Origin of the sequence: Methylobacter sp. sgz302048 (genome assembly GCF_052162025.1) — a bacterium.
Classification (GTDB): domain Bacteria; phylum Pseudomonadota; class Gammaproteobacteria; order Methylococcales; family Methylomonadaceae; genus Methylobacter.
The window spans coordinates 178,105-202,346 of sequence record NZ_CP197401.1; the positions used below are offsets into that span (position 1 = coordinate 178,105).

Here is a 24,242-nt window from a genome sequence, read left to right on the forward strand (position 1 = left end):
GTTAAGACTATTCGAATTTTACATTCAATTTTAAGGATAAAACATGAAAACGTTATTAGTGATTTTATTTGCCACCTTCTGCGCCGCCAATGCCGTTGCCGCTCCCGTCAATATCAATAGCGCTGACGCCAAAACGATATCGGAATCCCTCTCTGGCATTGGCCAGAAAAAAGCCGAGGCTATCGTTAAATACAGGACAGAAGTCGGTCCGTTCAAAACGGCAGAAGAGCTGGCCAATGTTTCCGGTATCGGCGAAAAAACCGTGCAAAAAAACAAAAGCGACATCTTGTTGAGTGATTCCGGAGCGGCAGCTCCAAAGCCTGAGGCAGCAGCTCCAAAGAAAGACGCAAAAACAGATAAACAGCAGTAATCTTCTAGGCCGCCGGTATATGCAATAAGATAGCTATCATTTTGGATATGGCTGTACTGGTGGCCACTTCAATAGAATCTCCGTGATTTTTGGGAGCTTAGCTACCGCAAGCGGAGCTAAAGCGTTCTTCTTCAGCGGCAACGCGGCCCGAAAGGTCTATATAAAAAACTGATGTTACGCAGTTAGTTGAAGTTAGATCAGTTTAGCAAAGTGCCGCTAACGCGACGGTTTTATTTAATTGGGTTTTCACGAAAAACCTCCTTGTTTTTCGCCTTGACAGGCGGCTGTGCCGATTTGTCGCACCCGAAGGTGAATCCCTTGCTTTTAACAGTCTGTGTAGGCTGGGCTGGAGCTTTAGCGGAAGCCCGGCATGGGCGGCCGAAACGCTGGGTTTAGCAACCTGACCTATCCAGCTGCCCTGCTAAAATCAAGGCAAAATCTACTGTAGGGTACGCATCGCGTACCTTGTCGGACTTGCGGTGTGCCGAAAAGCCCTAAACTGGCAAAAAAGGAATAATATTTTTCAAAGACTATTATGGTCCAAGCAACCAAGGTGATCATATCGATTTATGGAATGGTAATAGACTAACTAGATTTAGTAGCTATTGGGATTTTCTTGTTATGGGAGGCGGTCGCTATCAAAAGGCTGAAGTTTGGTTCTTCTGGATCATAGGATAAATAGCATGGTCAAATCAAAACTCTGGAAGCTAGTGATCAGTGTAATTTGTGGTGTGATCATAAGCCCGGCCGTAGGCACATTAGCTAGCAGTATTTACATCCCATATGCTAGAAGCGATTCAGAAATATCTACTGTATTTGAAGCATCGACAATTATAGCCTTTCCAATTTTTGCTGCAGCAACATTCATTCTTTTGCAGCGTTTTTTCAAGAAAGGTACGAATCACTAACAATCACATGCGCTTGGCAGCAAAAAGCGGCACTCCTTATTCCTCGTCGCTTTTTGCTTGCCGGTGATGCAAGGCATTATCTGTTTACATCAGGTAAATTCTGGCAATCTGTAAGCAATACGGTGAAAGGCCTGTATAAAAAACTCGTCAGGGCGAGATTTAAAAAACTTTGCCGGAATTGGTTCGGTCTATGAATAAACGGAGAGTGCTGAAAAAAATGTGGAGCAAATGCAAAGCTACCTGATTGAACAAGGGATTTTAAAATAATGAATTATGATGTCTTCAATGGCGATGCCGATGGCATATGCGCCTTGCTGCAGCTTCGATTGGCCGAGCCAAAATCGTCAGTGTTGGTGACGGGAATAAAGCGCGATATAGAGCTGTTGGACCGGGTTAATGTGAAGCCGGGCGATGAGGTGACCGTGCTGGATATTTCCCTGCAGAAAAACCGTCCTCATGTAGAAAGGATACTCCGGCAAGGCGCCCGCATTTTTTATGTCGACCACCATCTGGCCGGCGATATACCCGAGCATGCCGCGCTTAAAACGCTGATTGATACCGATGCGAACATATGCACGAGTCTTCTGGTTGACCATTACCTGCGAGGGCAATACCGCAGTTGGGCCGTTGTTGCGGCTTTCGGCGACAATCTGAATCAAAGTGCGGAACAGGCGGCAGGCACGCTGAAGCTGTCGGCGCCGGAGATAAGCCAATTAAAGGAGCTGGGCGTTTGCATTAACTACAACAGTTACGGCGGCTGCATCGAAGATCTGCATTATCCTCCCGATCAGCTTTATAAGCGTTTGCTGGCTTATAAATCGCCTTTCGATTTTATCAGCGATCAACGCTCAATCTACAAGGAACTTCAGGCCGGCTATTATGACGATCTGGTTCAAGCAAACCGTATCAAGCCCGAATATGATAATAATCATGTCACGGTGATCATATTGCCGGATAAAATCTGGGCTCGGCGCATTAATGGCGTTTATGGCAATGAGTTGGCCAATCGGGTTCCTGAAAAAGCGCACGCCATCGTGACGCATAATCAGCGGGGCGGTTACCAAGTCAGTGTTCGCGCGCCGCTGATCAATAAAACCGGCGCGGATGAACTGTGCAGCGAATTTCCCAGCGGCGGCGGGCGCAAAGGGGCGGCCGGGATCAATCATTTGCCGGTAGAGCAATTGCCTGATTTTATAAAAAGATTCAGCGAAAAGTATAGCCAGCTTTAGGGATGTCCAGATAGAGCTTTCTGTACAGACAATTAACGCTTTATCCTGGACTGTGCCGCGTCAATGAGCCGCAACATTGGCAGAGCGGTTATAACAGTGCAATTCCGCAGTGATGACGTTAAAATGAGCATTAATATAGTCACTAACGCTTATCCGTAGCGATTTTCTACCTTAAGATTTAAAGAATGAAAATAATCCCAACAAAAATTCCCGATGTATTTATCCTGGAACCTAAAGTATTCGGCGACCAACGCGGCTTTTTTCTGGAGAGCTACAACCAGCAGAAATTTCAGAATGCAACCGGCATAAAAGCGGCTTTTGTGCAGGATAATCATTCCTGCTCGGGCAAAAACGTCTTAAGAGGGCTGCATTATCAGGTAAAGCACCCGCAGGATAAGCTGGTGCGCGTGGTGCGGGGCAGCGTATTTGACGTGGCCGTCGATTTGAGAAAATCATCATCGACATTCGGCCATTGGGTCGGCGTCGAATTAAGCGAAGAAAATCACCGGCAATTGTGGGTGCCCGCAGGTTTTGCCCATGGCTTTCTGGTGTTGTCAGAGCAGGCGGACTTCCTGTATAAAACCACCGATTACTACGCGCCGGAATATGAACGTTGCATCCGCTGGGATGATCCCGACATCGGCATCGCATGGCCGGAAGACTGTGTGCCCAGTCTTTCCGCCAAGGATCAGCAAGGCGTCTCGTTCCGTGAAGCCGAGGTGTTTGCATGAAAATCCTGCTGACAGGCTGCAACGGTCAGGTAGGCTGGGAGCTGGCCAGAGCCTTATTGCCTCTTGGCGAGGTCATTGCCGTCAATCGCTCACAAGCCGATCTTTCCGATCCTGACGGGTTGCGCCGCACTATTCAGAAGCTTAATCCGGATGTTATTGTCAACCCGGCCGCTTATACGGCTGTCGATAAAGCGGAATCAGAACGGGATCTGGCATTCCTGATCAATGCGGAAGCGCCTCGCGTGTTAGCAGAAGAAGCGGAGAAAAATGCATCGCTGCTGATTCATTATTCCACCGACTATGTCTTTGACGGCACCAAGCATGCGCCTTATACGGAAGACGATGCCGTTCATCCCGTCAACGTCTATGGCCAGAGCAAGCTGGCCGGCGAACAGGCGATTCAGGCAACCGGAGCGGATCATCTGATTCTCCGCACATCCTGGGTCTATGCGGCCAGAGGGCAGAATTTCCTGAAAACCATTTTGCGCCTGGCGGCGGAACGCGAAGAATTGAATATCGTGGCCGATCAGATCGGCTCGCCCACTTGGGCGCGCCTGATCGCCGAAACCACGGCGCATGTGCTCAGGCAGTCCCTGCTTGAAAGACAGCAAGGCGGCTTCAGCTCAGGCATTTACAATCTGACCTCGGCGGGTGAAACGTCCTGGCATGGATTTGCCCAGACGATCGTTGAGATCGCCCGTCAGCAAGGAACGCAGCCATTAAAAAACCGCATCATCAATCCGATACCGACGACGGATTATCCAGTGCCGGCCAAACGCCCGCTCAACTCGCGGCTGTCAACAAGCCGCCTGGAGCAGCGCTTCGGTTTGAAAATGCCAACCTGGGACAATGCGCTGAGGCTTTGCATGGCTGATGTGGTTTAAAAGCAGAAACTGTAACTTGAATATTGATGTCAGTAGTAGGGTGGAGTTTAAGCTGTAGGGTCGAATTCATTCGACCCGAAACGCGGCTATTTTTAAATATGGTGAAGTGCGAATATCCTATAGGGCACAAGTGAATTCGCACCTACGCGTGCATGGCATCGCTTTCATGTGAAACGAAGACCGGCTTTAAAACGTGTTGCTAGTAAGTACGGTAAAAAGCGGGAAAAAATACGGCCCGAACGCAACACAGTTAAGTAAAAAAATTAAGATCACGGTAAGTTCACCATGAGATATTTACCGTGAGTTGACTTTGGAACAGAGCAATTAAACATAACATATGAAAATATTAGTCACTGGAGGTGCCGGGTTTATAGGCTCGGCTCTGGTTCGTTATCTGATCAATGACACCAAACACAGCGTTATCAATGTCGACAAGCTCACCTATGCGGGCAATCTCGAATCGCTCAAATCGATAGAAGCCAATGCGCGCTACCATTTTGAACAGGCCGATATCTGCGATGCCGCCAAAATGGAGCAGCTATTCCAGCACTATCAGCCCGATGCGGTCATGCATCTGGCAGCCGAATCCCATGTGGACCGCTCCATCGATGGTCCCGCCGCCTTCATACAAGCCAATATCGTCGGCACTTATACGTTGCTGGAAGCCGCACGCCAATACTGGCAGGCAATGGCTGACACGCAAAGGCAAGCGTTTCGTTTTCACCATATCTCGACCGATGAAGTCTACGGCGCCTTGGGCGAGACCGGGCTTTTTACCGAAGAAACCGCCTATGATCCAAGCTCGCCCTATTCGGCCAGCAAGGCCTCATCGGACCATTTGGTCAGAGCCTGGCACCGGACTTACGGTCTGCCGGTGATCGTCACCAACTGCTCAAACAATTACGGGCCTTTCCATTTCCCCGAAAAGCTGATCCCGCTGGTGATTCTGAATGCCATGGAGGGAAAGCCGCTGCCTGTCTACGGCAAGGGCGACCAGATACGCGACTGGCTTTATGTCGAGGATCATGCGCGGGCGCTCTATAAGGTCGTGACCGAAGGCAGCGTAGGGCAGACCTACAATATCGGCGGCCACAACGAAAAAACCAATCTTGAAGTCGTCAAGACCATCTGCGGCATTCTGGATGACTTAATGCCCGATCATCCCGGAAACATAACGCGCTATGAAGAATTGATCACGCATGTAACGGACCGTCCCGGACACGACAAGCGCTATGCCATAGATGCGAGTAAAATCAACAAGGAGCTCAATTGGGCGCCGAAAGAAACCTTTGAAACCGGCATCAGGAAAACCGTGCAATGGTATATCGATAATCCAGCCTGGTGGCAAAGCGTGCAGGACGGCAGTTATCGGCGCGAACGGTTAGGCTTGGGCACAAAGTAAAAAGCCAGACAACTCTGAATCACTACTGACAGGAAAAATAGAGCATGAAAGGAATAATATTGGCAGGCGGTTCAGGAACGCGCTTGCATCCCGTTACCTTAGGCATCTCAAAGCAACTCTTGCCGGTTTACGACAAGCCCATGATTTATTACCCGCTGAGCATTTTCATGCTGGCGGGCATACAGCAAGTGCTCATCATTTCAACGCCGCAGGATATCGGCCGGTTTGAGCAGCTATTGGGCGACGGCAGCCAATGGGGCATGCAGCTTGAATATGCTGTCCAGCCCTCGCCGGACGGCTTGGCCCAGGCTTTTATTATCGGCGAGAAATTTATAGGGAATGATCCATGCGCATTAATACTGGGAGACAACCTGTTCTATGGGCATGATCTGGAGAAACTGCTGAAACGCTCGGTGCAAAAGACAAAGGGCGCAACCGTCTTCGCCTATCCCGTACAGGATCCGGAACGTTATGGCGTTGTTGAGTTTGACGGTGAAGGAACCGCTGTCTCGTTGGAGGAGAAGCCGCTTAAGCCCAAATCCCGCTATGCGGTGACCGGTCTTTATTTTTATGACAATCAGGTCGTGGAGATCGCCAAATCGATAAAACCTTCGGCCCGCGGCGAGCTGGAAATCACCGATGTCAACCGCTGCTATCTGGAGCAGAACACCTTGTCCGTGGAGCTGATGGGCCGCGGCATGGCCTGGCTGGATACCGGTACCCATGAATCCCTGCTGGATGCATCGCAATTCATACAGACCATTGAAAAAAGGCAGGGGCTGAAAATAGCCTGCCTTGAAGAAATTGCCTGGCGGAATGGCTGGATTGATGATGACAAGCTCAGGCAATTGACCAAGCCGTTGCTGAAAAGCGAATATGGTAATTACCTGATGAGGCTGCTTGAGAAGTGAGTTTGTTGATGGCAATGTTTAAAGACGTTGCTGTCACTGAGCTTGCTAATCCTGCGAAATGTCCGGAGTTCAAACTTTTATAGTTGAATTTCCGGAAATTCGTAGAATTTGGTTTGGACGCTACGGTTAGCGCAACCGTCAATTCAAAGGATTATGCTCAAGTGAAGCTGAATGGTCTTCGGTTTCCACGGGCATGAGTTCATAACCTTCAAGAGTTACGTCATCTTCTGCGCCAACATACACACGGATTTCGATGTCTTCTACGGGCGCATCAAGCTGAACCTGTCCCTCTGCCAGTACTCCACCGTCATGTACAGTCGGTTGCAATATAAATTTCCCATGCTGGACAGTACCCTGGCTGGACACTATATCTACGAACGCCGAGTCTAATTTTCCACTCTTACCACGAAGAATGAGTTTATATTTTCCGACAGCAGCAGATTGATATGGACCAAAGGCTAAGAAACCCTCTCGTCCATCAGATATGATTGCTGATCCTTCAATTCTACCCACTGTTTTAGGAAGCCTCAAAAGTTCAGCTCCATTAACTGATAATTCTCCATCCAGAGTAATCTCACTGAGGGCTACACCCAGAATTCGCGGATCATTACTACCTTGCAAATCTTTCGGTGAAATTGCATCAGGTACTGACAAAGAAAATCTGTTAATTAAATAATGTCCATTTAAAGGTAGGTGCACCGGAACAATGTTTGAATTTTTGAAAATAACCTCTTCAGACCAGTCGCCATTTTTTGTATTCTTAATCAGAAGTTTCACCGGTCTATCTTTAGAAGCTCCATAAGCTGCCAGTTTCAATGTAACGAAACACGAACGTTTGCGGCAGTGATCTACAACAGGTAGTTTTAACGTTGCTAAATTAGACGACCAGACATGCGAAGCCTCCAGATCATACCAGCCTTCGCCCAACGTTTGTAGAGGTGAAATGGAGCGATTTTCGACATTCATAGGATAATGTTTCTCTGAAGGCAACTTACCTTTGACCCAGAGATACGGTCCTCCATGTGGCGCTACCGCCTCGATATGTATGTCTGAACTTCTCTCATCCAAATACCTGTCGTAACTAAATAGCGGACCATCACATGTCGAAATCCACCTGTCAAATGACATTCGCTGCAGGGCATAGTCAAAAAGTATGAATCCAGCATCGAACCAAAATACATGCTTTTCATAACTGTCAATGTCGGAATGATCGAATCCCACGCATTTGGCAAGAGGATAATTTCCTCTAACCTTTAGTGCAGCCTTCCAACGACTTGTTGCAATATTTGATGCATGATCATGCCAATCAATCTGTAAATAAGCCGAAAAAACAAATAGACTTGCGATAAGCATCATTCCCATACGACGAGGAATAAGTCCTACTAACAAGATTATTACGCCACCAGTTGCGGCCCAGGCAAGAACGCTTTTCTCTTGCAAATAAAATTGCTGCCAGAATGCAGAAACATTAAACCTTGCGTTACCCGAATATTCGCCTAGACCCATCCAGAACAAAACAGTGCATACTAGCAAAACAGGAAGAGCCCACAGCGTAGTTCGATATGTTGGTAATAAAGTCCCTGCTAGTAGAACTGGGGCAATAACTCCCTCAACATATCGACCATACATCCAATGATCAAGCCGTTGAGCCTCTGGCGTAGTTGAAAAGAGCAGAACTGAGAGCGCTATTATTCCCAAGATTGAGAGCCATAAAAAAATTCCTACAGCCCTGTAAAACAAGGTCCGCTCTTCATAGGTTTCATGCCTACTTTTCAACATTTTTGATGACAGGTTAAATAATCCTGCGCCAATCAGACCAACTGTACCCAAAATCAAGTAAAAGACATGACCACTTAAGCGAACCGCAACCTCAGTAAGTCCATTGAAGGATAGTAGCGGGGCAATCATTTTTGAAAATGAAGGGTAATGAAGGTTGGGTGGCTCACCACTAATTGTCATGCGCTCATATAACCATGGCGTAAACCCAAATTTATAAAATAGGACCATTGCGGCAAGAGTAGCCAGTAAAATTACGTACTCTATGAATGCATGACGTTTTATAGCGATAAAGGTGCAGGAAAACACTAAAGCGATCAACACTGCAATGGCAGTTGGATGAATCCAATAGAGGAATCCAGCTACAATCCCAAGAAAAAGCCATGTTAACCAGCCATTTTCTATTGCTTTTGACAAAGCAATAAAGACAGTTAGAAAAAATGGAACAAATGCAATTTGCGCAAAAGAATAACCCGCAAGTACCACCCACATCGGGTAAAGCGAAACCAAAGCTACAGCACCTGTAAGATGCATCTTTGATGAATTCGGGCTTAATATTTTTGCAGCAATCCACAAGCACATTACGGAGATGAAAAACAGTAGGGCGTTAATCACTTTAACTCCGGCCCATACCTCTTCTGGTGTGCTTGCAAACCAATAAGCGGGAACGAGCAGAAGCGAATACCCTGCGTTGTAGCTTCCTGCAAGATCGTTTGGAAACCCAGCTAACGCTGCTGCGTTAGCTAAATAACTTCCTTCATCTGCTTGGATCATTGGTCCTGCAATTGAAAGGTTAGACAAATAAACAACTAAAGATGCCAGTAGAGCCAGAGCTATTCCGGGCCAATTGTTTACTAATTTCTCTTGTCTAATCATTATGCTTTTTAAACGTTTTTGACATATATACTGTTGTGAAGAAGAGTAAATCACCTACTACCGTTATAATTCGCCCCAGCACAACAGCAAGCAACAGGTCGGCAGCCGGAATCTGCCCGCCAAGCAGGAAAAGCAGTACGAATTCCCTTACACCCACCCCGGCCGGAGCGCCCGGAGTCACCAGTCCTGCAAGCCAGGCAATCACATAAGAGCCACATAAAACGGAAAAAGTGGAAAAGGTGACGACAGCAGGCGCAACAAGAAATAAAGCTCCCATGAACACTGTGCCTGATATCGTTAGGAAAAAGATTTGCCAGATGAACGTTGCGCTGGCTGCCGGCGATAGCAGCCAGCGCAACGTGATGATGCCCATTACTGTTATCAAGCCAAACGCCTCTGCCGAGACGGGCACGGGTAATGTCGGCCATACCAGCGGCGTGGCAAGGACTCCGAACAGCGCGCCGGCTGCGGCAATCAGTCCCAATTCCCACAGCGTCGACTTGGCCAGCGCGCCGGCCGGCAGACCGGCTGCCATGCCCAGGGCTTGCCGGCCGGCTAGGTGAAAGATGTTGCCGGGTACATACTTGGCAAGCTGCGACAAGCCATAAGTCTTTACAGCCCATTTTCTCTCAACTTCCACATTGAAAAAAGCCAGCAGATGCCACCACGCCTGAGCCAGCAATACATTGGCTGCGCCGTACACGAGCGCAAGCAGGCCAATCAGTGACCAGGCGGTTGTGTCAAAACGGGTGAGATCAATTTGTTCCATATAGGTGTTCAGCCTCATAAAGACGAACACCACGCCGAGCAAACCCAGAGATCCACCTATAATGTGGAGCCAGCGTTTCAGGGAAAAGCGCATACGGGACAATCTAATGCTTTACTCGGCAGAGCAACATGGTCCAAGGTAGCGGCGTTTTGACTTCGACGATATCGAAGTAGCGGCTTATGAGATCAATGAATGTTTTGGTAGACCAGTGCTGAATATGGCCCGGTGTATTGCCCAGGCTCGTCAGATACTTTCCCCTGGCCAAGTTGAGGGCACACCAGATCGGTTCGCGAGGCACGCTTAAAATGACATAATCGGTTGCGACTCGCTGAAGTGCGGCCAATCCGGCCTCTGGTTGCTCAAGATGTTCAAGTACTTCGCAGCACACAATGAGGTCGGCACTATCGCGCTCCGGCTCTATGTCATAAATGCTACGAGCAGCAAAAATGGTGGGCGATATGCCCCGATCTTTTGCATTTTCGTGCGCAAGGTCTATAACCTTTTCAGAAAAATCACTGCCGCGCGCCTTGATGCCTTGCTGGTTCCAATCCAAAACCCAATAACCTTCACCGCATCCGATCTCATGGATGGTTTCTGGCTTCACTTTAATAACCAGGCTGGAGAGCGCGTCGGCAAACCCCTTCATGAGCCAGCGCACGACAGGATTTTTTGATCCATATTTATCGTACGCATTGCCTACCACGATCCCGTCTTCTTGCAGTCCGCCGGAAATTTTCATTTTAATGCTCCTTATGAGGATAATGTTCTGTTGCTCGATCGAGTCCCGCGTCAGCTTCTCCTCCTGACTTCAGCCTGAACCGAACATCCTCCAGCAGTTTGCGGTTCGCCGCCAGCAAGTCGGCCAGGAACGCCACCAATATGGCCTGAAAACCCATAGCCAGCAAAGTACCGGCCAGAATCAGGGACTGAATATGTCCTCCTCCCTCGCCGCTCAGGTAATTCAACAGGAACCGTAATCCAATCAGAAAGCCTGCGCCAAATAATAACGCGCCAATCGTTCCGAAAAACCGGAACGGCCGATATATGATGAAAATACGAATGATAGTGGCAATGCTGCGCTTGATGTACGAGGGAATGCTTTTTACCAGTCGCGAGGGGCGCAGATCCTCATTCACTCGAACGGGCACCGAGGTGATGGCCATATTCTTCTGGCCGGCCTGGATGATGGTTTCCAATGTATAGGTATAGTTGTTGAACACCATCAGACGTTGTGCGGCGGTGCGGCTCATGGCGCGGAAGCCGCTGGGCGCGTCGGGAATGTCGGTATTGCTGGCTACGCGCACCACCCAACTGCCCAGTTTCTGCAACATCTTCTTGATGGGTGAGAAATGTTCTATGGTTTCAATCGGGCGCGCGCCGACCACGATATCGGCCCGGTGCTCAAGAATGGGCGCGACCAGTGCCGGAATGTCGTCGGCGTTGTACTGGTTGTCGGCATCGGTATTGACGATGACATCCGCGCCCAGGCGCAGGCAGGCGTCCAGTCCGGTCATGAAGCCGCGCGCCAGGCCCTGGTTGCGGGTATGGCGCACCACATGATCCACGCCGCACTCACGCGCGACTTTGACGGTATCGTCCTGGCTGCCGTCATCGATAATCAGCCATTCGACAGTATCAAAACCAGGGACTGTGCGGGGCAATGCCGATAGCGCTATGGAAAGAGTTTTCGCCTCATTGAAGCACGGGATTTGAATGATTAATTTCAACGGAACTACCTTGGCTTTTTATTGCTTTTGTCAAATACAGCCGTTAATCATAATATACGGGAGAATGTACGTCATTCTTTTCATACGATTTTAATAAAAGGGATATCTTTTGCGAAATAGATGGCAAATAGCGCCTTGGAGGCAGTAAGTATGAGTATTTTAGAATGATGCGTTTTTTATGGTGAGAGTGTAAGGCGTTAAAGGTCGCCTGACTTTTGGTGTTTGTTCATGATGAATGCACCGATGCCTGAGCTGTTCAGTGTGACATTTATTAGCTTGATTGATCCCATAGATCATTTAACAAAATTATAAAAATTGCAGATATTGCAAATATTGCAAACAGAGAATCCATAGAGGAAATTTATTGCGTATGTCTCTTTGTAATTGTAAAGTTTTTCTAACAAATAATCCGCTCCGTTTTTTAATTGAGGCAATCCTGTTTCACAGCCTCAGGGTTATTGCTCGCTTTCTTCTTCTAAAGGTATAATGCAAGGTCCTATCTGCCGCTGCTTTTGGGTTTCAATATTTCTCAGTCGAATTTCACAGTTAAATTCATTACTTTGGTTGGAAATGCTCGACTTGTAGTATTGATGGAAAATCAATTAGTTAAGCGCCATGTTTTATGTGCCGTGTGGGGCACAGACATTGCAGAGCCATCTAAAAAATTTAGAAAAAAATGGGTTTAAAAATAATACCAACGATACTATGTGGCGGTGCAGGATCACGTCTTTGGCCTGTTTCCCGTGAGTCGCATCCCAAACCCTTCATTCGTCTGGCCGATGGGCAAAGTCTTCTACAGAAGGCTTGGCTGCGCGGCGCAGCGTTGCCGGGAGTGGCCGAAGTGCTTACGGTTACCAATCGCGATCTTTTCTTCAAAACCGAGGACGAGTATCGCCAAGTGGCCGGCAGCACTTATAAACATCTTGGCAATAGTTTCATTCTCGAACCTTTTGGCCGCAATACGGCTCCGGCTATCGCCGCAGCCGCGCTGCAAGTGGCGAAAACCCATGGACAAGATGCTCTTTTGCTGGTGTTGGCCGCCGACCATCTGATTGTTGATCAGCCGGCTTTTGCCGAGGCTGTGGCGCAGGCCCAGCAGCTTGCTCAGCAGGGCAAGCTTGTCACTTTCGGCATTCGGCCCGAAGCACCTGAAACCGGCTACGGTTATATTGAAGCCGAAGGCAATGCCGTCTTGCGTTTCGTAGAGAAACCCAGCCTTGATAAAGCCAGGGAATATGTCGAGTCAGGTCGCTATTTCTGGAATTCGGGTATGTTCTGCTTTGCCGCCGGTACGCTGATACATGAAATGGAACAACATTGCCCGGCGATATTGTCCGCTGTCCGCGCCTGCATGGAGCAATCCCGCAGGGCCGAAGGCAAAGGCTTTACGCAGGTCGAGCTCAATCCGGAAGCCTTTGATTCAGTGCCCGACGATTCCATTGATTATGCCGTGATGGAAAAATCCGGCAATGTCGCGGTCGTGCCCTGCAGCATCGGTTGGAGCGACATCGGTTCCTGGAGCGCACTGGGCGATCTGTCCGAGCCCGATGCGCGAGGCAACCGCATTGAAGGCGAAGCGCTGCTGCATGATGTGAGCAACTGCTATATTAAAAGCAATGGGCGCATTATCGGCGCCGTGGGCGTCAACAATCTGATCGTTATCGATACGCCGGACGCGCTGTTGGTTGCGGACCGTGATCGTGCCCAGGATGTCAAACATCTTTATGCCGGCCTTAAAACGCAGGGTCACGAAGCCCATAAACTTCACAGGACCGTCTATCGTCCCTGGGGGACTTACACCGTTCTGGAAGAAGGGCCGCGCTTCAAGATCAAGCGCATCGAAGTCAAGCCGGGCGCCAGTCTCAGCTTGCAATTGCATCACCACCGCAGCGAACACTGGATTGTGGTTAGCGGCATGGCGAAAGTGGTCAATAGCGATCAAGAGCTATTCGTCAATACTAACGAGTCTATATGTGTTCCAGCCGGACACAAACACCGCCTGGAAAATCCGGGGGTAGTCAATCTGATCATGATTGAAGTGCAGAGCGGTGAATATCTGGGCGAGGATGATATCGTCCGTTTCGATGATAAATATGGTCGGGTTGCATCATGAAGTTACCTTGTTTTAAAGCCTACGACATTCGCGGGCGTTTGGGCGAAGAGCTCAATGAAGAAATTGCCTACCGCATTGGCCGCGCCTATGCGCAGCATCTAGGCGCCAAGCGGGTTGCTGTCGGAGGCGATATCCGCCTCACCAGCGAGCCTCTCAAGCAGGCTCTGGCCAATGGCTTGATGGATGGCGGCGCCGATGTGATCGATATCGGCATGACCGGCACCGAAGAAGTGTACTTTGCCGCGTTCCATCTGGATGTTGACGGCGGCATCGAAGTGACTGCCAGCCATAACCCCATGGATTATAACGGCATGAAGCTGGTGCGCCGCGATGCTCAGCCTATCAGCGGCGATACAGGGTTGAAGGCTATTCAGGCGCTGGCCGAAGCTAATCAGTTCGAACCGGCAGTCACGCGCGGCACGCTGACCCGACAATCCATTCTCGACCCTTATGTTGAGCATTTGTTGACTTATATCGATGCCTCCGCATTGAAGCCTCTTAAGCTGGTTGTCAATGCCGGCAATGGTGCGGCCGGCCATGTTATTGACGCGATAGAGGCGGTATTTGAGCAGCAAGGCGTGCCGGTTACGTTTATCAAAGTCAATCATCAGCCCGACGGCACTTTCCCGAACGGCATTCCCAATCCCTTGCTGCCCGAAAACCGCGCCGCGACGGCGCAGGCTGTCAAAGCCCATCAAGCCGATATGGGCATTGCCTGGGACGGTGATTTCGACCGCTGCTTCTTATTCGATGAAAACGGCGAATTTATTGAAGGCTATTACATCGTCGGACTGTTGGCGGCCGCCTTTCTGGCTAAGCACCCCGGCGAAAAAATCATCCATGACCCGCGCCTGACCTGGAATACGATTGACGTTGTGACGTGCGCAGGTGGCATTCCCGTCCAGTCCAAAACGGGGCATGCCTTTATTAAAGAACGCATGCGCGCTGAAAATGCCATTTATGGCGGTGAAATGAGCGCTCATCACTATTTTCGTGATTTTGCCTACTGCGACAGCGGTATGATACCCTGGCTGCTGGTAGCCGAATTGATCTGTCATAGCGGCAAACCTTTATCGCAACTGGTGGGCGAACGCATTCAGGCCTATCCGTGCAGTGGCGAGATCAATTACACAGTTGCTAATGCCGAAGCGGCGTTGCAGGCAGTACGCGATCACTATGCTGATTCGCATGCACGTGTAGACACGACTGACGGTCTCAGTCTGGAATTTGCCGATTGGCGACTTAATTTGCGCAGTTCAAACACTGAACCGCTGCTGCGCTTGAATATTGAAACCCGATCCAATCCATCAGCCGTACAGGAACGGCTTGCTGAAGTTGAATCACTTATCCGGAAAAACGCTTGATGTTCGGAATGCTGTCTGCCGCTTGGCGTTATCGCTTTTTTATTTTTTCATCCATTAAAACCGAATTACAGACTAAATTCATACGCAGTAAATTAGGCGGTCTTTGGATGATTCTGCACCCGCTTTCGCAGGTGCTTATTTTTGCCTTTGTGTTGTCGGCCGTATTGTCGGCCAAGCTGCCCGGCATCGATAACCAATATGCCTATGCCATCTATCTGATGTCGGGCACTTTGGGTTGGTCTTTGTTTGCTGAAATCGTTAACCGCTGTCTGACGCTGTTTATTGATAACGGCAATCTCCTCAAGAAACTGGTATTCCCGAAGATTGCTTTGCCGCTTATCGTTACCGGCAGTGCTTTGGTCAACAATACTTTACTCTTTGTCGCCATTTTAGCGATTTTCGGTGCGCTGGGGCACATGCCCGGCGTAGAGGTTTTCTGGCTGCCTGTGCTCATGGTAGCCAATATCGCACTGGCGCTTGGGTTGGGCCTGGCCTTGGGCGTGCTCAACGTCTTTATGCGCGATATCGGACAAGTCGTGCCTGTCATTATGCAATTTCTGTTCTGGTTCACTCCTGTTGTATACATGGTTAATATTATTCCGGAAGAATATCGAGACTGGCTTGAATTTAATCCCATGATTCCCATAATTACTGGATACCAAAATATACTGCTATATAACCATGCGCCCGATTGGGCCGGTTTAGGCGTAATCGCTCTTATTGCAATGACTCTGCTCGCTTTTGCTCTGTTTTTGTTTCGTAAAGCCAGTTCTGAAATGGTGGACCAATTATGAGCGGTGAGTTGCATGTACAAAATTTGGGGAAATCCTACCGCCAGTGGGGTAGCGAATGGCGGCGAGTGGCTTCGTGGTTTTTTCCATTCATCGCGCCTCGTGAAGAGCACTGGGTTCTCAAAGACGTAAGCTTTTCCATCGGCCCCGGCGAAGCTATAGGCGTCGTCGGTCAGAATGGCGCCGGCAAAAGTACTCTGCTCAAGCTCATTACCGGCACCACCAGTCCTACGCAAGGTCAAGTGCAATTGCGTGGGCGCGTGGCGGCAATCCTGGAGCTGGGCATGGGCTTCAGCCCCGATCTGACGGGGCGGCAGAACGCCTATCACTCCGCCGGGCTTATGGGATACAGCCAGGCTGAAATCGAACGAGCGATGCCCGAAATCGAGGCATTTGCCGAAGTCGGGGAGTACTTTGACCAGCCTGTGCGCACTTACTCCAGCGGTATGCAAATGCGTGTGGCGTTCAGTGTGGCGACGGCTTTTAAACCTGATCTGCTCATTGTGGATGAGGCGCTGTCAGTGGGGGATAGCTACTTTCAACATAAAAGTTTTGACCGCATGCGTCAATTCAAGGAAGAAGGCGTTTCCATAATGCTCGTCACCCACAGCATGGGGGATATCCGCACCTTGTGTGATCGCGCTATTTTGCTGGATAAAGGGCGTGTGCTCAAAGACGGTCAGCCTGACGAAGTTGTCGATTATTACAACGCGCTTATCGCCGAAAAAGAAAACGCGAAACTGAATGTTGAGCAGCGCCGTGAAAAAAATGGCTGGTTGCTGACCAAGAGCGGTACCGGCGAGGCGCGCGTTAAAAAGCTTCAGTTGCTGGATGCCGCTTCAGGCGCCGAGTTAGCCGCTGCCCAAGTCGGGCAAGCCGTGGAACTGCGGTTGGAAGCATCCATTCACGCGGATATACCCAGTCTGGTACTCGGTTATATGATCCGCGATAAACAAGGCCATGTAATATGGGGCACTAATACATGGCACACTCGCCAAATACAAAAGGATGTCAAATCTGGCGAAACAGTTGTCTTCAGATTGCCCTTTACTTGCACCTTAGGGCCTGGTTCTTACTCTGTATCCCCGGCATTGGTTAGCTCTGATACACATCTAACCGACAACTATGAATGGGTAGATAACCTTCTTGTGTTTGATGTAATCAATATGAATCAAGAGTATTTCATCGGTAGTAACTGGCTTGATGCTCAGTTTTCCATCTTTCGCCAGCAAGAGGAATATGCTCAATGAGTCTTGTCTCATATGCCCAAAATTTTGAAGATGTGATGCTTTGGCGTGCGCTTAAGCATGTGAAAAATGGTGTTTATGTTGATGTAGGAGCCCAGCATCCTGTAGTTGATTCTGTCAGCAAGGCCTTTTATGAGCACGGTTGGCGCGGTGTTCACATTGAGCCAGTTCCCGCCTATGCTGAGCTTTTGCGAAAAGACAGACCTGATGAAACGGTGTTGCAAGTGGCATTGGCAGATGTCGAAGGTATGCTTGAACTTAATGTCATTCCTGATACGGGTTTAAGTACCGCTGTGGATGAGTACGCGCAGCTCCATCGGATTGAGAGAGGCTATGTGCCTCAACGTATCCAAGTGCCTGTTTTAACATTGAAAACAGCAACTGAATCGTTAGTGGGTAAAGATGTCCATTGGCTAAAAATCGATGTTGAAGGGCTTGAAGAACAAGTACTCAAAGGCTGGGACAGCCAAGTTTTGCGCCCTTGGGTTATGGTTGTAGAAGCTACCATTCCTAGCTCATCAGAAACTGGCTATACAAGCTGGGAACCCATTTTAACAGCGGCAGAGTATCAGTTTGTCTATTTTGATGGGCTCAACCGTTTTTATGTAGCCAGAGAGCATGCCGAACTTGCTGAGGCGTTTTCCTCTCCACCTAATGTATTTGATCGTGTAGAACTAAGCGGCTTGGCAAGCTCAACATTGTGCCAAGGGCTGATAGCAGCACATCAGGCAAGTGAGCAAGCATCAGCGGCTCAAATTAATGCTGCCAATGAACACAACATTCAATTGCAAGCCCATGCCCAATGGTTGCAAAGTGAATTAGATGCGACTAACACTCGATTGCAAGCCCATGCTCAATGGCTACAGAATGGATGGGATACTGCAAGGCAGCGAATCGAAGAACTAAGCAGAAGCATGGGGCAGTTAGAAGTACAGCTTGCATCTGATCAGCAGAAAAAAGAGCATCTTGTCTCTGATCTAGTTGCCGCCAATGAACACAACGCTCAATTACAAGCTCATGCTCAATGGCTGCAAAGCGAATTAGATGCAACTAATGCTCGATTGCAAGCCCATGCCCAATGGCTTCAAGGTAAATTAGACGAGTCTAATGCCAAAGTTCATGAACTTAATCAGACAGTTCATCATTGGTGGACAATTGCTGACCGGCTCAATCAGGAACAGCAACGCATTTATGCCAGCACATTCTGGCGTATCACTTGGCCCTTGCGTAAATTGATGCGAGTCACCAAGAGGCTTCTGGCTTCACCGGTGCGCATAATAAGGTGGGGCATTCGCTTGCCAAAGCGGATGATCAAGCCTTTCATGGTATGGGTTATGCGGAAGATCCTCAATAATCCAGGCATAAAAAATCGCGTGTTAAATCAGCTAGAAAAATACCCTCAACTTAAACAACATCTACGTTTATTTGCCATGAGATCAGGCTTGATAATTGGTGGGGACATGACATCAACAGTGAGTCACTCCTGTGGCTCTGACTCTCAAGGCGCTGCTACGGCCATGTATTCATCGAATATGCAAGAGGAGTCGATGGATAATCTCTCGCCTCGTGCAGCCCGCATTTACAATGATCTCAAAAAATCTATTGGCACGAGGAAAAACTGATGCGTATTGTGATTGACATGCAAGGCGCACAGTCTACGGATTCGCGTAATCGTGGCATTGGTCGCTATACACTGTCGCTGGTACAAGCGATTGCTCGCAATCGTGGAGAACATGAGGTATTTCTCGCTCTCAACGGTTTATTTCCCGATACGATCGAAACGATACGCACTGTATTCAAGGGTTTGGTGCCGCAAGAAAATATTCGTGTTTGGCAAGTTCCAGGGCCGGTTTTTAGTGCGAGCAATGAAAATGGTTATCGTCGCCGTAGTGCTGAACTAGTTCGCGAAGCTTTTTTGGCTAGTCTTAAACCAGATATTGTACTTGTCAGCAGTTTATTTGAAGGCTTAAGCGACGATTCTGTCACCAGCATAGGCATGCTGAGCCTTACCATACCAACAGCTGTTATTCTGTATGACTTGATCCCGCTGATTCAGCGTCGGCCTTATCTGGAAAATCCAGTGGTCGAAGTCTGGTACGAGAATAAACTTGACCATTTGCGCCGAGCGAATCTGTTACTCGCCATTTCTGAATCATCTCGGCAGGAAGGAATTCAATACCTTGGTTTTCCGGATGAGGCGTGTGTCAATATATCGACGGCGGCCGACCAGCATTTTCAGCCGCAGCAAATCGATTGCGAGAAAGAGCAGGAGGTTCGCCGGCGTTACGGCTTAAATCGGCCATTCGTGATGTATACAGGTGGTATTGACCACCGGAAGAACATAGAAGGTCTTATTCGCGCTTATGCGATCTTGCCTAAACGCATTCGCGACGCTCATCAACTGGCCATTGTCTGTTCCATTCAACCTGCCAGTCGAGCTACGCTTGAGAAGTTGGCTAAGGAACAGGGACTGAAATCAGATGAGCTGGTGCTGACCGGGTTTGTGCCTGAAGAAGATTTGTTGGCTCTCTATAATTTGTGCAAAGCTTTCGTCTTCCCATCGTGGCACGAAGGATTCGGCTTGCCGGCGCTGGAGGCTATGTCATGCGGTCGCGCTGTAATTGGTGCCAACACATCCAGCCTGCCGGAAGTGATTGGCAGAGGTGATGCACTGTTTGACCCGATGAGTGACAAGTCCATTGCTGAAAAGCTCGAAGAAGTGCTTACTAAAGATGTCTTCCGGGCAGAGCTGGAGCAGCATGGTTTGGAGCAGGCTAAATGCTTTTCTTGGGATACTAGTGCAAAACAGGCAATAACCGCTTTCGAGGCATTGCATGTTAAAAGGAACAGCCAGAATTTAACGGATATTATTTCCGGCCGTCGTCCAAGGCTGGCTTACATATCACCTCTGCCGCCAGAGCGTAGCGGTATTAGTGATTATAGTGCTGATCTTTTGCCTGAACTTTCACGACATTACGATATTGACGTAATTGTGGCGCAGGAGGCTGTGTCAGACATATGGGTCAATGCCAATTCCACGCTACGTACAGTCGCATGGTTTAGAGAACACGCGGACACTTATGACCGTGTGCTATACCATTTTGGCAATTCTCATTTCCATCAGCATATGTTTGGCTTATTGGAAGATGTGCCGGGTGTTGTTGTGCTGCATGACTTTTTCTTGTCTAGCATCCTGGCCAATATGGATTTTGCTGGGTATCAGCCTAACTCTTGGGTAAAGGTTCTTTACCAAAGCCATGGCTATGAGGCCGTGCAGAAACATTTTCATGCATCTGACAATACGGAAGCAGTTTGGCATTATCCGTGCAACCTTGGAGTACTCCGGAGTGCATTAGGTGTGGTGGTGCATTCTCAAAACTCCAAACGATTAGCTGATCAGTGGTACGGTAAAGGTGTGGCGGACGATTGGGCTATTATTCCACTTCTACGTGTACCAGAGCATGGGATTGACCGAGCTGAAGCGCGTCGTCAGTTGAAATTGAATCATGACGATTTTGTTGTGTGCAGTTTTGGTCTGTTGGGGCCGATCAAGCTGAACCATCGTTTGCTCAATGCGTGGCTGGCTTCGAAGCTGGCTAAGAGCGCTAATTGTGTATTGATATTCGTTGGTGAAAATCACGGCGGTGACTATGGAGCGGAGCTAATTACTACAATCCGCCGCAGTGGCTTGGATAAGCGCATACGCATCACTGGCTGGGCGGATGCCGATACTTTTCATCATTACCTAGCGGCGGCAGATATTGGTGTGCAACTGCGCACGCTGTCCCGTGGCGAAACGTCGGCAGCTGTGCTGGATTGCATGAATTTCAGCCTCCCGACGATTGTTAATGCTAACGGTAGCATGGCAGATTTGCCCGATGATGGAGTGCTAAAGCTTCCGGATGAATTTGATGATGCGGAATTAATAGCGGCTCTGGAAACGCTGTGGAGTGATCCTTCATACCGACAGCAATTAGGGGAAAAGGCGCGGGAAATTATTCTTGAGTATCATGCTCCTCGGAGTTGCGCTGATCAGTATGCTCAGGCAATTGAGACAGTGTATAGGGCTGAGTATACGGGCGTATCTGCGTTAGCTCATGCTGTAACTCATCTTGATCCAATGCCAAAAGAAGCGCATTCTTGGGTTTCGCTGGCAGAATCAGTGGCTCTTGCTATTCCTCCCCGTATTGCCTCCCGTCAACTGCTGGTGGACGTTTCGGAAATGATGCAACGCGGCAATCAGCGTGTTGCGCTCAGCACTTTGAAGGAATTGCTTGTCAATCCGCCCGAGGGTTATCGAGTGGAGCCAGTCTATGCTACTCCACACCAAGGCTATCGCTATGCGCGCCGCTTTACGCTTAATTTTCTCAATTTGCCCGAGCTTACTCTAGAGGATGATGTTATTGAGTACCATGCCAGTGACATATTTCTTTGCCTCGGTTTATCTCATCAATTAGTAATCCCTCGCCGAGCTGATTTGGAGCGCATACGGAATTATGGAGTACAAATCTGGTTCACAGTTTATGATCTTTTATTGACGGATTTGCCGAAGGCATTTCCCGATACAGTGAAACAGTTGCACGATAATTGGCTAGAGACTCTTGCTGAGATCGGCAACGTCATACGAATATCCAATGCTGTAACTGATGCGATGGTGGGAGAATTCAAGGTAGATGGAGCGATCTATCGACGTTCTTTCAATATAGATTGGTCCCATTTAGGTACTGATATTAGCTGCCAACATTTATTAGCGAATATTGCAGAAATTATTAGGGCTGAATCAGTTCCAGATGCAGAATTGAAATTGATCACGCAAGTTTTGGCTTTAAATTTTAAGCAATTTGAAAGCCTTGGCCGAAGTTCGATGCTGCCTGAAAAGCTCACTTGGCGTTTGGAAGGCCCTTTCGATAGTTCCTACAGTTTAGCCTTGTTAAATCGTGAGACAGCTTTAGCATTGGATGCTTTGGGCCACAATGTGGTGCTACATTCGACAGAAGGCCCTGGTGATTTTGAGCCAAATCCGCAGTTTTTAAAGTTAAACCCTGCTATTGCTAAGCTGCATGCCAAATCACAAGAAATTACGCAGGAGCAAGCTGATATTACAAGCCGTAATCTCTACCCACCTCGGGTTGAAGATATGAAAAGCCGCATGAATCTGCTTCATCATTATGCGTGGGAAGAATCAGGTTATCCACAAGGCTGGGCAGATAATTTCAGTCAGCACTTACAAGGGATGACTTGTTTGTCTGCACATGTGCAAAAGATAATGCTGGATCACGGAGTGACTGTTCCGATGACTACGTCTGGCTGCGGTGTCGATCATTGGGAACGCATTAAATCCGATAAAAGCTATAAATTAAAAGAGCTGGGATTTCGCTTCCTCCATGTATCATCCTGTTTTCCCAGAAAAGGTGCGGATGTCATGCTGAAAGCCTATGGACAGGCTTTCAGCAAAAAAGATGATGTGATTTTAATTATCAAAACATTTGCTAATCCCCATAACGAAGTGCATAAATGGCTTGCTGATGCAAAGCAAGCATATCCGGATTATCCAGATGTCCTCATTATTGAGGAAGATTTGAGTGACTCCCAGCTAAAATCAATTTATGAGCAATGCCATGCTTTAGTTGGGCCAAGTCGCGCTGAAGGTTTTGGACTGCCGTTTGCAGAAGCTATGCTTTCCGGGTTGCCGGTAATTACGACAGGTTGGGGTGGGCAGTTGGACTTTTGTTCGCCTGAAACTGCATGGCTAGTGGATTACACTTTTACCAATGCGGATACCCACTTTGAATTATTCAATTCTGTATGGGCAGAGCCAAATCAAGCGCATCTCGCCGAGCTTATGCGGAAAGTATACGAATTGTCACCGCAAGCAAGAGCGGAAAAACCGCAACGGGGGCGGGAGCTGCTTTTGCAGAAGTTTAAGTGGACAGATGTAGCACAACGTTTAGTAGATTCGGCAAGATCGTTTGCCAAATCACAGTTATTAAGAGACCCAAAGATAGGGTGGATAACTACCTGGAATACAAAATGTGGAATAGCAGCTTATTCCAAGCATCTGATTGATGCAATGCCGCAAAGGGTAACTGTTCTTGCCGCTCATGCAGATGTACAGACACAACAAGATTCATATAATGTTTCACGTTGTTGGCTTGCAGGTGAAACTGATTTGCTGGAGGATTTGTCGCAGGCTATTGAAAAAAATGCGTTAGATACTTTAGTCATTCAATTCAATTATGGTTTTTTTAATTTTGACCATTTTTCGAGATTTTTGGAAGACCAAATAGGACAAGGAAGAACAGTCATTCTTATGTTACATTCAACCACTGATCCTGTGCATATTCCAGAAAAGCGGTTAGGAAAAATGGTTCCGGCATTAAAGAAATGCCACCGCCTACTAGTGCATGCGCCTGGTGATCTTAATCGTCTCAAGGCACAGGGTTTGATCGATAATGTAGCTCTTTTTCCGCATGGCGTTCTTGATAAGGTTTTTAATACAACTGAAGAATTACACGATCAGTTTACAATTGCCTCTTATGGGTTTTTCTTACCACACAAGGGACTTCTGGAATTGATTGATGCTGTGAAGTTACTTGCCGATTCAGGACGGTATGTAAAACTTAAAATGATTAACGCCGAATACCCTATTCCGGAGTCGGCGGAAATGGTTAGGCAAGCTAAGGATAAAGTAGCTAAGCTAGGCATGGAGTCATATGTTGAGATCATTTCAGATTTCTTGCCTGATGAGCAAAGCCTTCTATATTTAAGTTCTGCTGACTTGATTGTTTTTCCGTATCAGGAAACTGGCGAATCATCAAGTGCTGCTGTACGTTATGGATTGGCATCTGGTAAACCTGTAGCCGTCACTCCCTTAGCCATTTTCGACGATGTCAGTCGGGCAGTATTAAAATTGCCAGGTTGTATGCCTCAAGACCTGGCGAATGGAATAGCCAATATTATTGAAGATATAACAGCCAATAACGAAACCGCCATAAAAAACAAACAGAATGCTGAAAAATGGCGCGAAGCACATAAATACTCGAAGCTCGGCAAGCGGCTAAATAATATGTTAATAGCTTTAACCAATCAAAGCGATAATGAATGGTTAAGCTCTAAAGTGTAAAACGATTCTACTAACCAATCA

At 48.2% G+C, this 24,242-nt stretch carries 17 protein-coding genes; 13 read left to right on the forward strand and 4 right to left on the reverse strand.

Features of this window, described 5'->3' with window-relative positions; genetic code table 11:
• The first annotated feature begins 58 nt into the window (after positions 1–58).
• The 7 genes from ACTNE6_RS00855 (at position 59) to rfbA (ending at position 6,435) form a co-directional block, all read left to right on the forward strand.
• Positions 59–370 (forward strand): ComEA family DNA-binding protein, encoded by a 312-nt coding sequence (locus ACTNE6_RS00855; RefSeq protein ID WP_442498288.1) that lies wholly within the window; start codon positions 59–61, stop codon positions 368–370.
• 513 nt (positions 371–883) lie between these two features.
• Positions 884–1,048 carry a T6SS effector amidase Tae4 family protein gene (locus tag ACTNE6_RS00860; protein WP_194971632.1) on the forward strand — a complete coding sequence of 55 codons (165 nt, stop codon included), beginning with the start codon at positions 884–886 and terminating at the stop codon, positions 1,046–1,048.
• A gap of 496 nt (positions 1,049–1,544) precedes the next feature.
• Positions 1,545–2,507, forward strand: a complete 963-nt coding sequence (locus tag ACTNE6_RS00865; protein ID WP_442498289.1) for a DHH family phosphoesterase — start codon at positions 1,545–1,547, stop codon at positions 2,505–2,507.
• A gap of 185 nt (positions 2,508–2,692) precedes the next feature.
• Positions 2,693–3,238, forward strand: a complete 546-nt coding sequence (rfbC, locus tag ACTNE6_RS00870) for a dTDP-4-dehydrorhamnose 3,5-epimerase (RefSeq protein ID WP_194969584.1) — start codon at positions 2,693–2,695, stop codon at positions 3,236–3,238.
• Positions 3,235–4,122, forward strand: a complete 888-nt coding sequence (gene rfbD / locus ACTNE6_RS00875) for a dTDP-4-dehydrorhamnose reductase (RefSeq protein ID WP_442498290.1) — start codon at positions 3,235–3,237, stop codon at positions 4,120–4,122. Before rfbC ends, rfbD begins: the two co-directional genes overlap by 4 nt.
• A gap of 337 nt (positions 4,123–4,459) precedes the next feature.
• Positions 4,460–5,524: a dTDP-glucose 4,6-dehydratase gene (gene rfbB, locus ACTNE6_RS00880; RefSeq protein WP_442498291.1), complete on the forward strand. Its 1,065-nt coding sequence runs from the start codon at positions 4,460–4,462 to the stop codon at positions 5,522–5,524.
• 44 nt (positions 5,525–5,568) lie between these two features.
• On the forward strand, positions 5,569–6,435 hold the full coding sequence (rfbA, locus tag ACTNE6_RS00885) for a glucose-1-phosphate thymidylyltransferase RfbA (RefSeq protein ID WP_442498292.1): 867 nt from the start codon (positions 5,569–5,571) through the stop codon (positions 6,433–6,435).
• Between the two features lie 138 nt (positions 6,436–6,573).
• Here rfbA and ACTNE6_RS00890 read toward each other — a convergent pair whose 3' ends face one another.
• From ACTNE6_RS00890 to ACTNE6_RS00905, 4 genes are read right to left on the reverse strand one after another with little or no spacing between them, the layout of a single operon-like run.
• Positions 6,574–9,087 carry an ArnT family glycosyltransferase gene (locus ACTNE6_RS00890; RefSeq protein ID WP_442498293.1) on the reverse strand — a complete coding sequence of 838 codons (2,514 nt, stop codon included), beginning with the start codon at positions 9,085–9,087 and terminating at the stop codon, positions 6,574–6,576.
• A complete protein-coding gene (locus ACTNE6_RS00895; RefSeq protein WP_442498294.1) occupies positions 9,080–9,949 on the reverse strand; it encodes a hypothetical protein in 870 nt (289 codons plus the stop codon). The genes ACTNE6_RS00890 and ACTNE6_RS00895 overlap by 8 nt, the downstream gene beginning before the upstream one ends.
• A 10-nt stretch (positions 9,950–9,959) precedes the next feature.
• Positions 9,960–10,595, reverse strand: coding sequence for a class I SAM-dependent methyltransferase (locus ACTNE6_RS00900; RefSeq protein WP_442498295.1), 636 nt, complete (start codon positions 10,593–10,595; stop codon positions 9,960–9,962).
• Between the two features lies 1 nt (position 10,596).
• Positions 10,597–11,583, reverse strand: coding sequence for a glycosyltransferase family 2 protein (locus ACTNE6_RS00905; RefSeq protein ID WP_442498296.1), 987 nt, complete (start codon positions 11,581–11,583; stop codon positions 10,597–10,599).
• 676 nt (positions 11,584–12,259) lie between these two features.
• On the opposite strand from ACTNE6_RS00905, the gene ACTNE6_RS00910 reads away from it, so the two are divergent.
• Genes ACTNE6_RS00910 through ACTNE6_RS00935 form a run of 6 tightly spaced genes read left to right on the forward strand, consistent with a single transcriptional unit; the run spans position 12,260 to position 24,221 of the window.
• A complete protein-coding gene (locus ACTNE6_RS00910; RefSeq protein ID WP_442498297.1) occupies positions 12,260–13,696 on the forward strand; it encodes a mannose-1-phosphate guanylyltransferase/mannose-6-phosphate isomerase in 1,437 nt (478 codons plus the stop codon).
• A complete protein-coding gene (locus ACTNE6_RS00915) occupies positions 13,693–15,060 on the forward strand; it encodes a phosphomannomutase CpsG (RefSeq protein ID WP_442498298.1) in 1,368 nt (455 codons plus the stop codon). The genes ACTNE6_RS00910 and ACTNE6_RS00915 overlap by 4 nt, the downstream gene beginning before the upstream one ends.
• An 8-nt stretch (positions 15,061–15,068) precedes the next feature.
• A complete protein-coding gene (locus ACTNE6_RS00920) occupies positions 15,069–15,854 on the forward strand; it encodes an ABC transporter permease (RefSeq protein WP_442499726.1) in 786 nt (261 codons plus the stop codon).
• Entirely contained in the window at positions 15,851–17,101 is a 1,251-nt protein-coding gene (locus tag ACTNE6_RS00925) for an ABC transporter ATP-binding protein (protein WP_442498299.1), read from the forward strand. Before ACTNE6_RS00920 ends, ACTNE6_RS00925 begins: the two co-directional genes overlap by 4 nt.
• Positions 17,098–18,720 (forward strand): FkbM family methyltransferase, encoded by a 1,623-nt coding sequence (locus ACTNE6_RS00930; RefSeq protein WP_442498300.1) that lies wholly within the window; start codon positions 17,098–17,100, stop codon positions 18,718–18,720. The genes ACTNE6_RS00925 and ACTNE6_RS00930 overlap by 4 nt, the downstream gene beginning before the upstream one ends.
• The gene (locus tag ACTNE6_RS00935) at positions 18,720–24,221 is read left to right on the forward strand and encodes a glycosyltransferase (protein ID WP_442498301.1); all 5,502 of its coding nucleotides are present in this window, start codon (positions 18,720–18,722) and stop codon (positions 24,219–24,221) included. The genes ACTNE6_RS00930 and ACTNE6_RS00935 overlap by 1 nt, the downstream gene beginning before the upstream one ends.
• Positions 24,222–24,242: the final 21 nt, after the last annotated feature.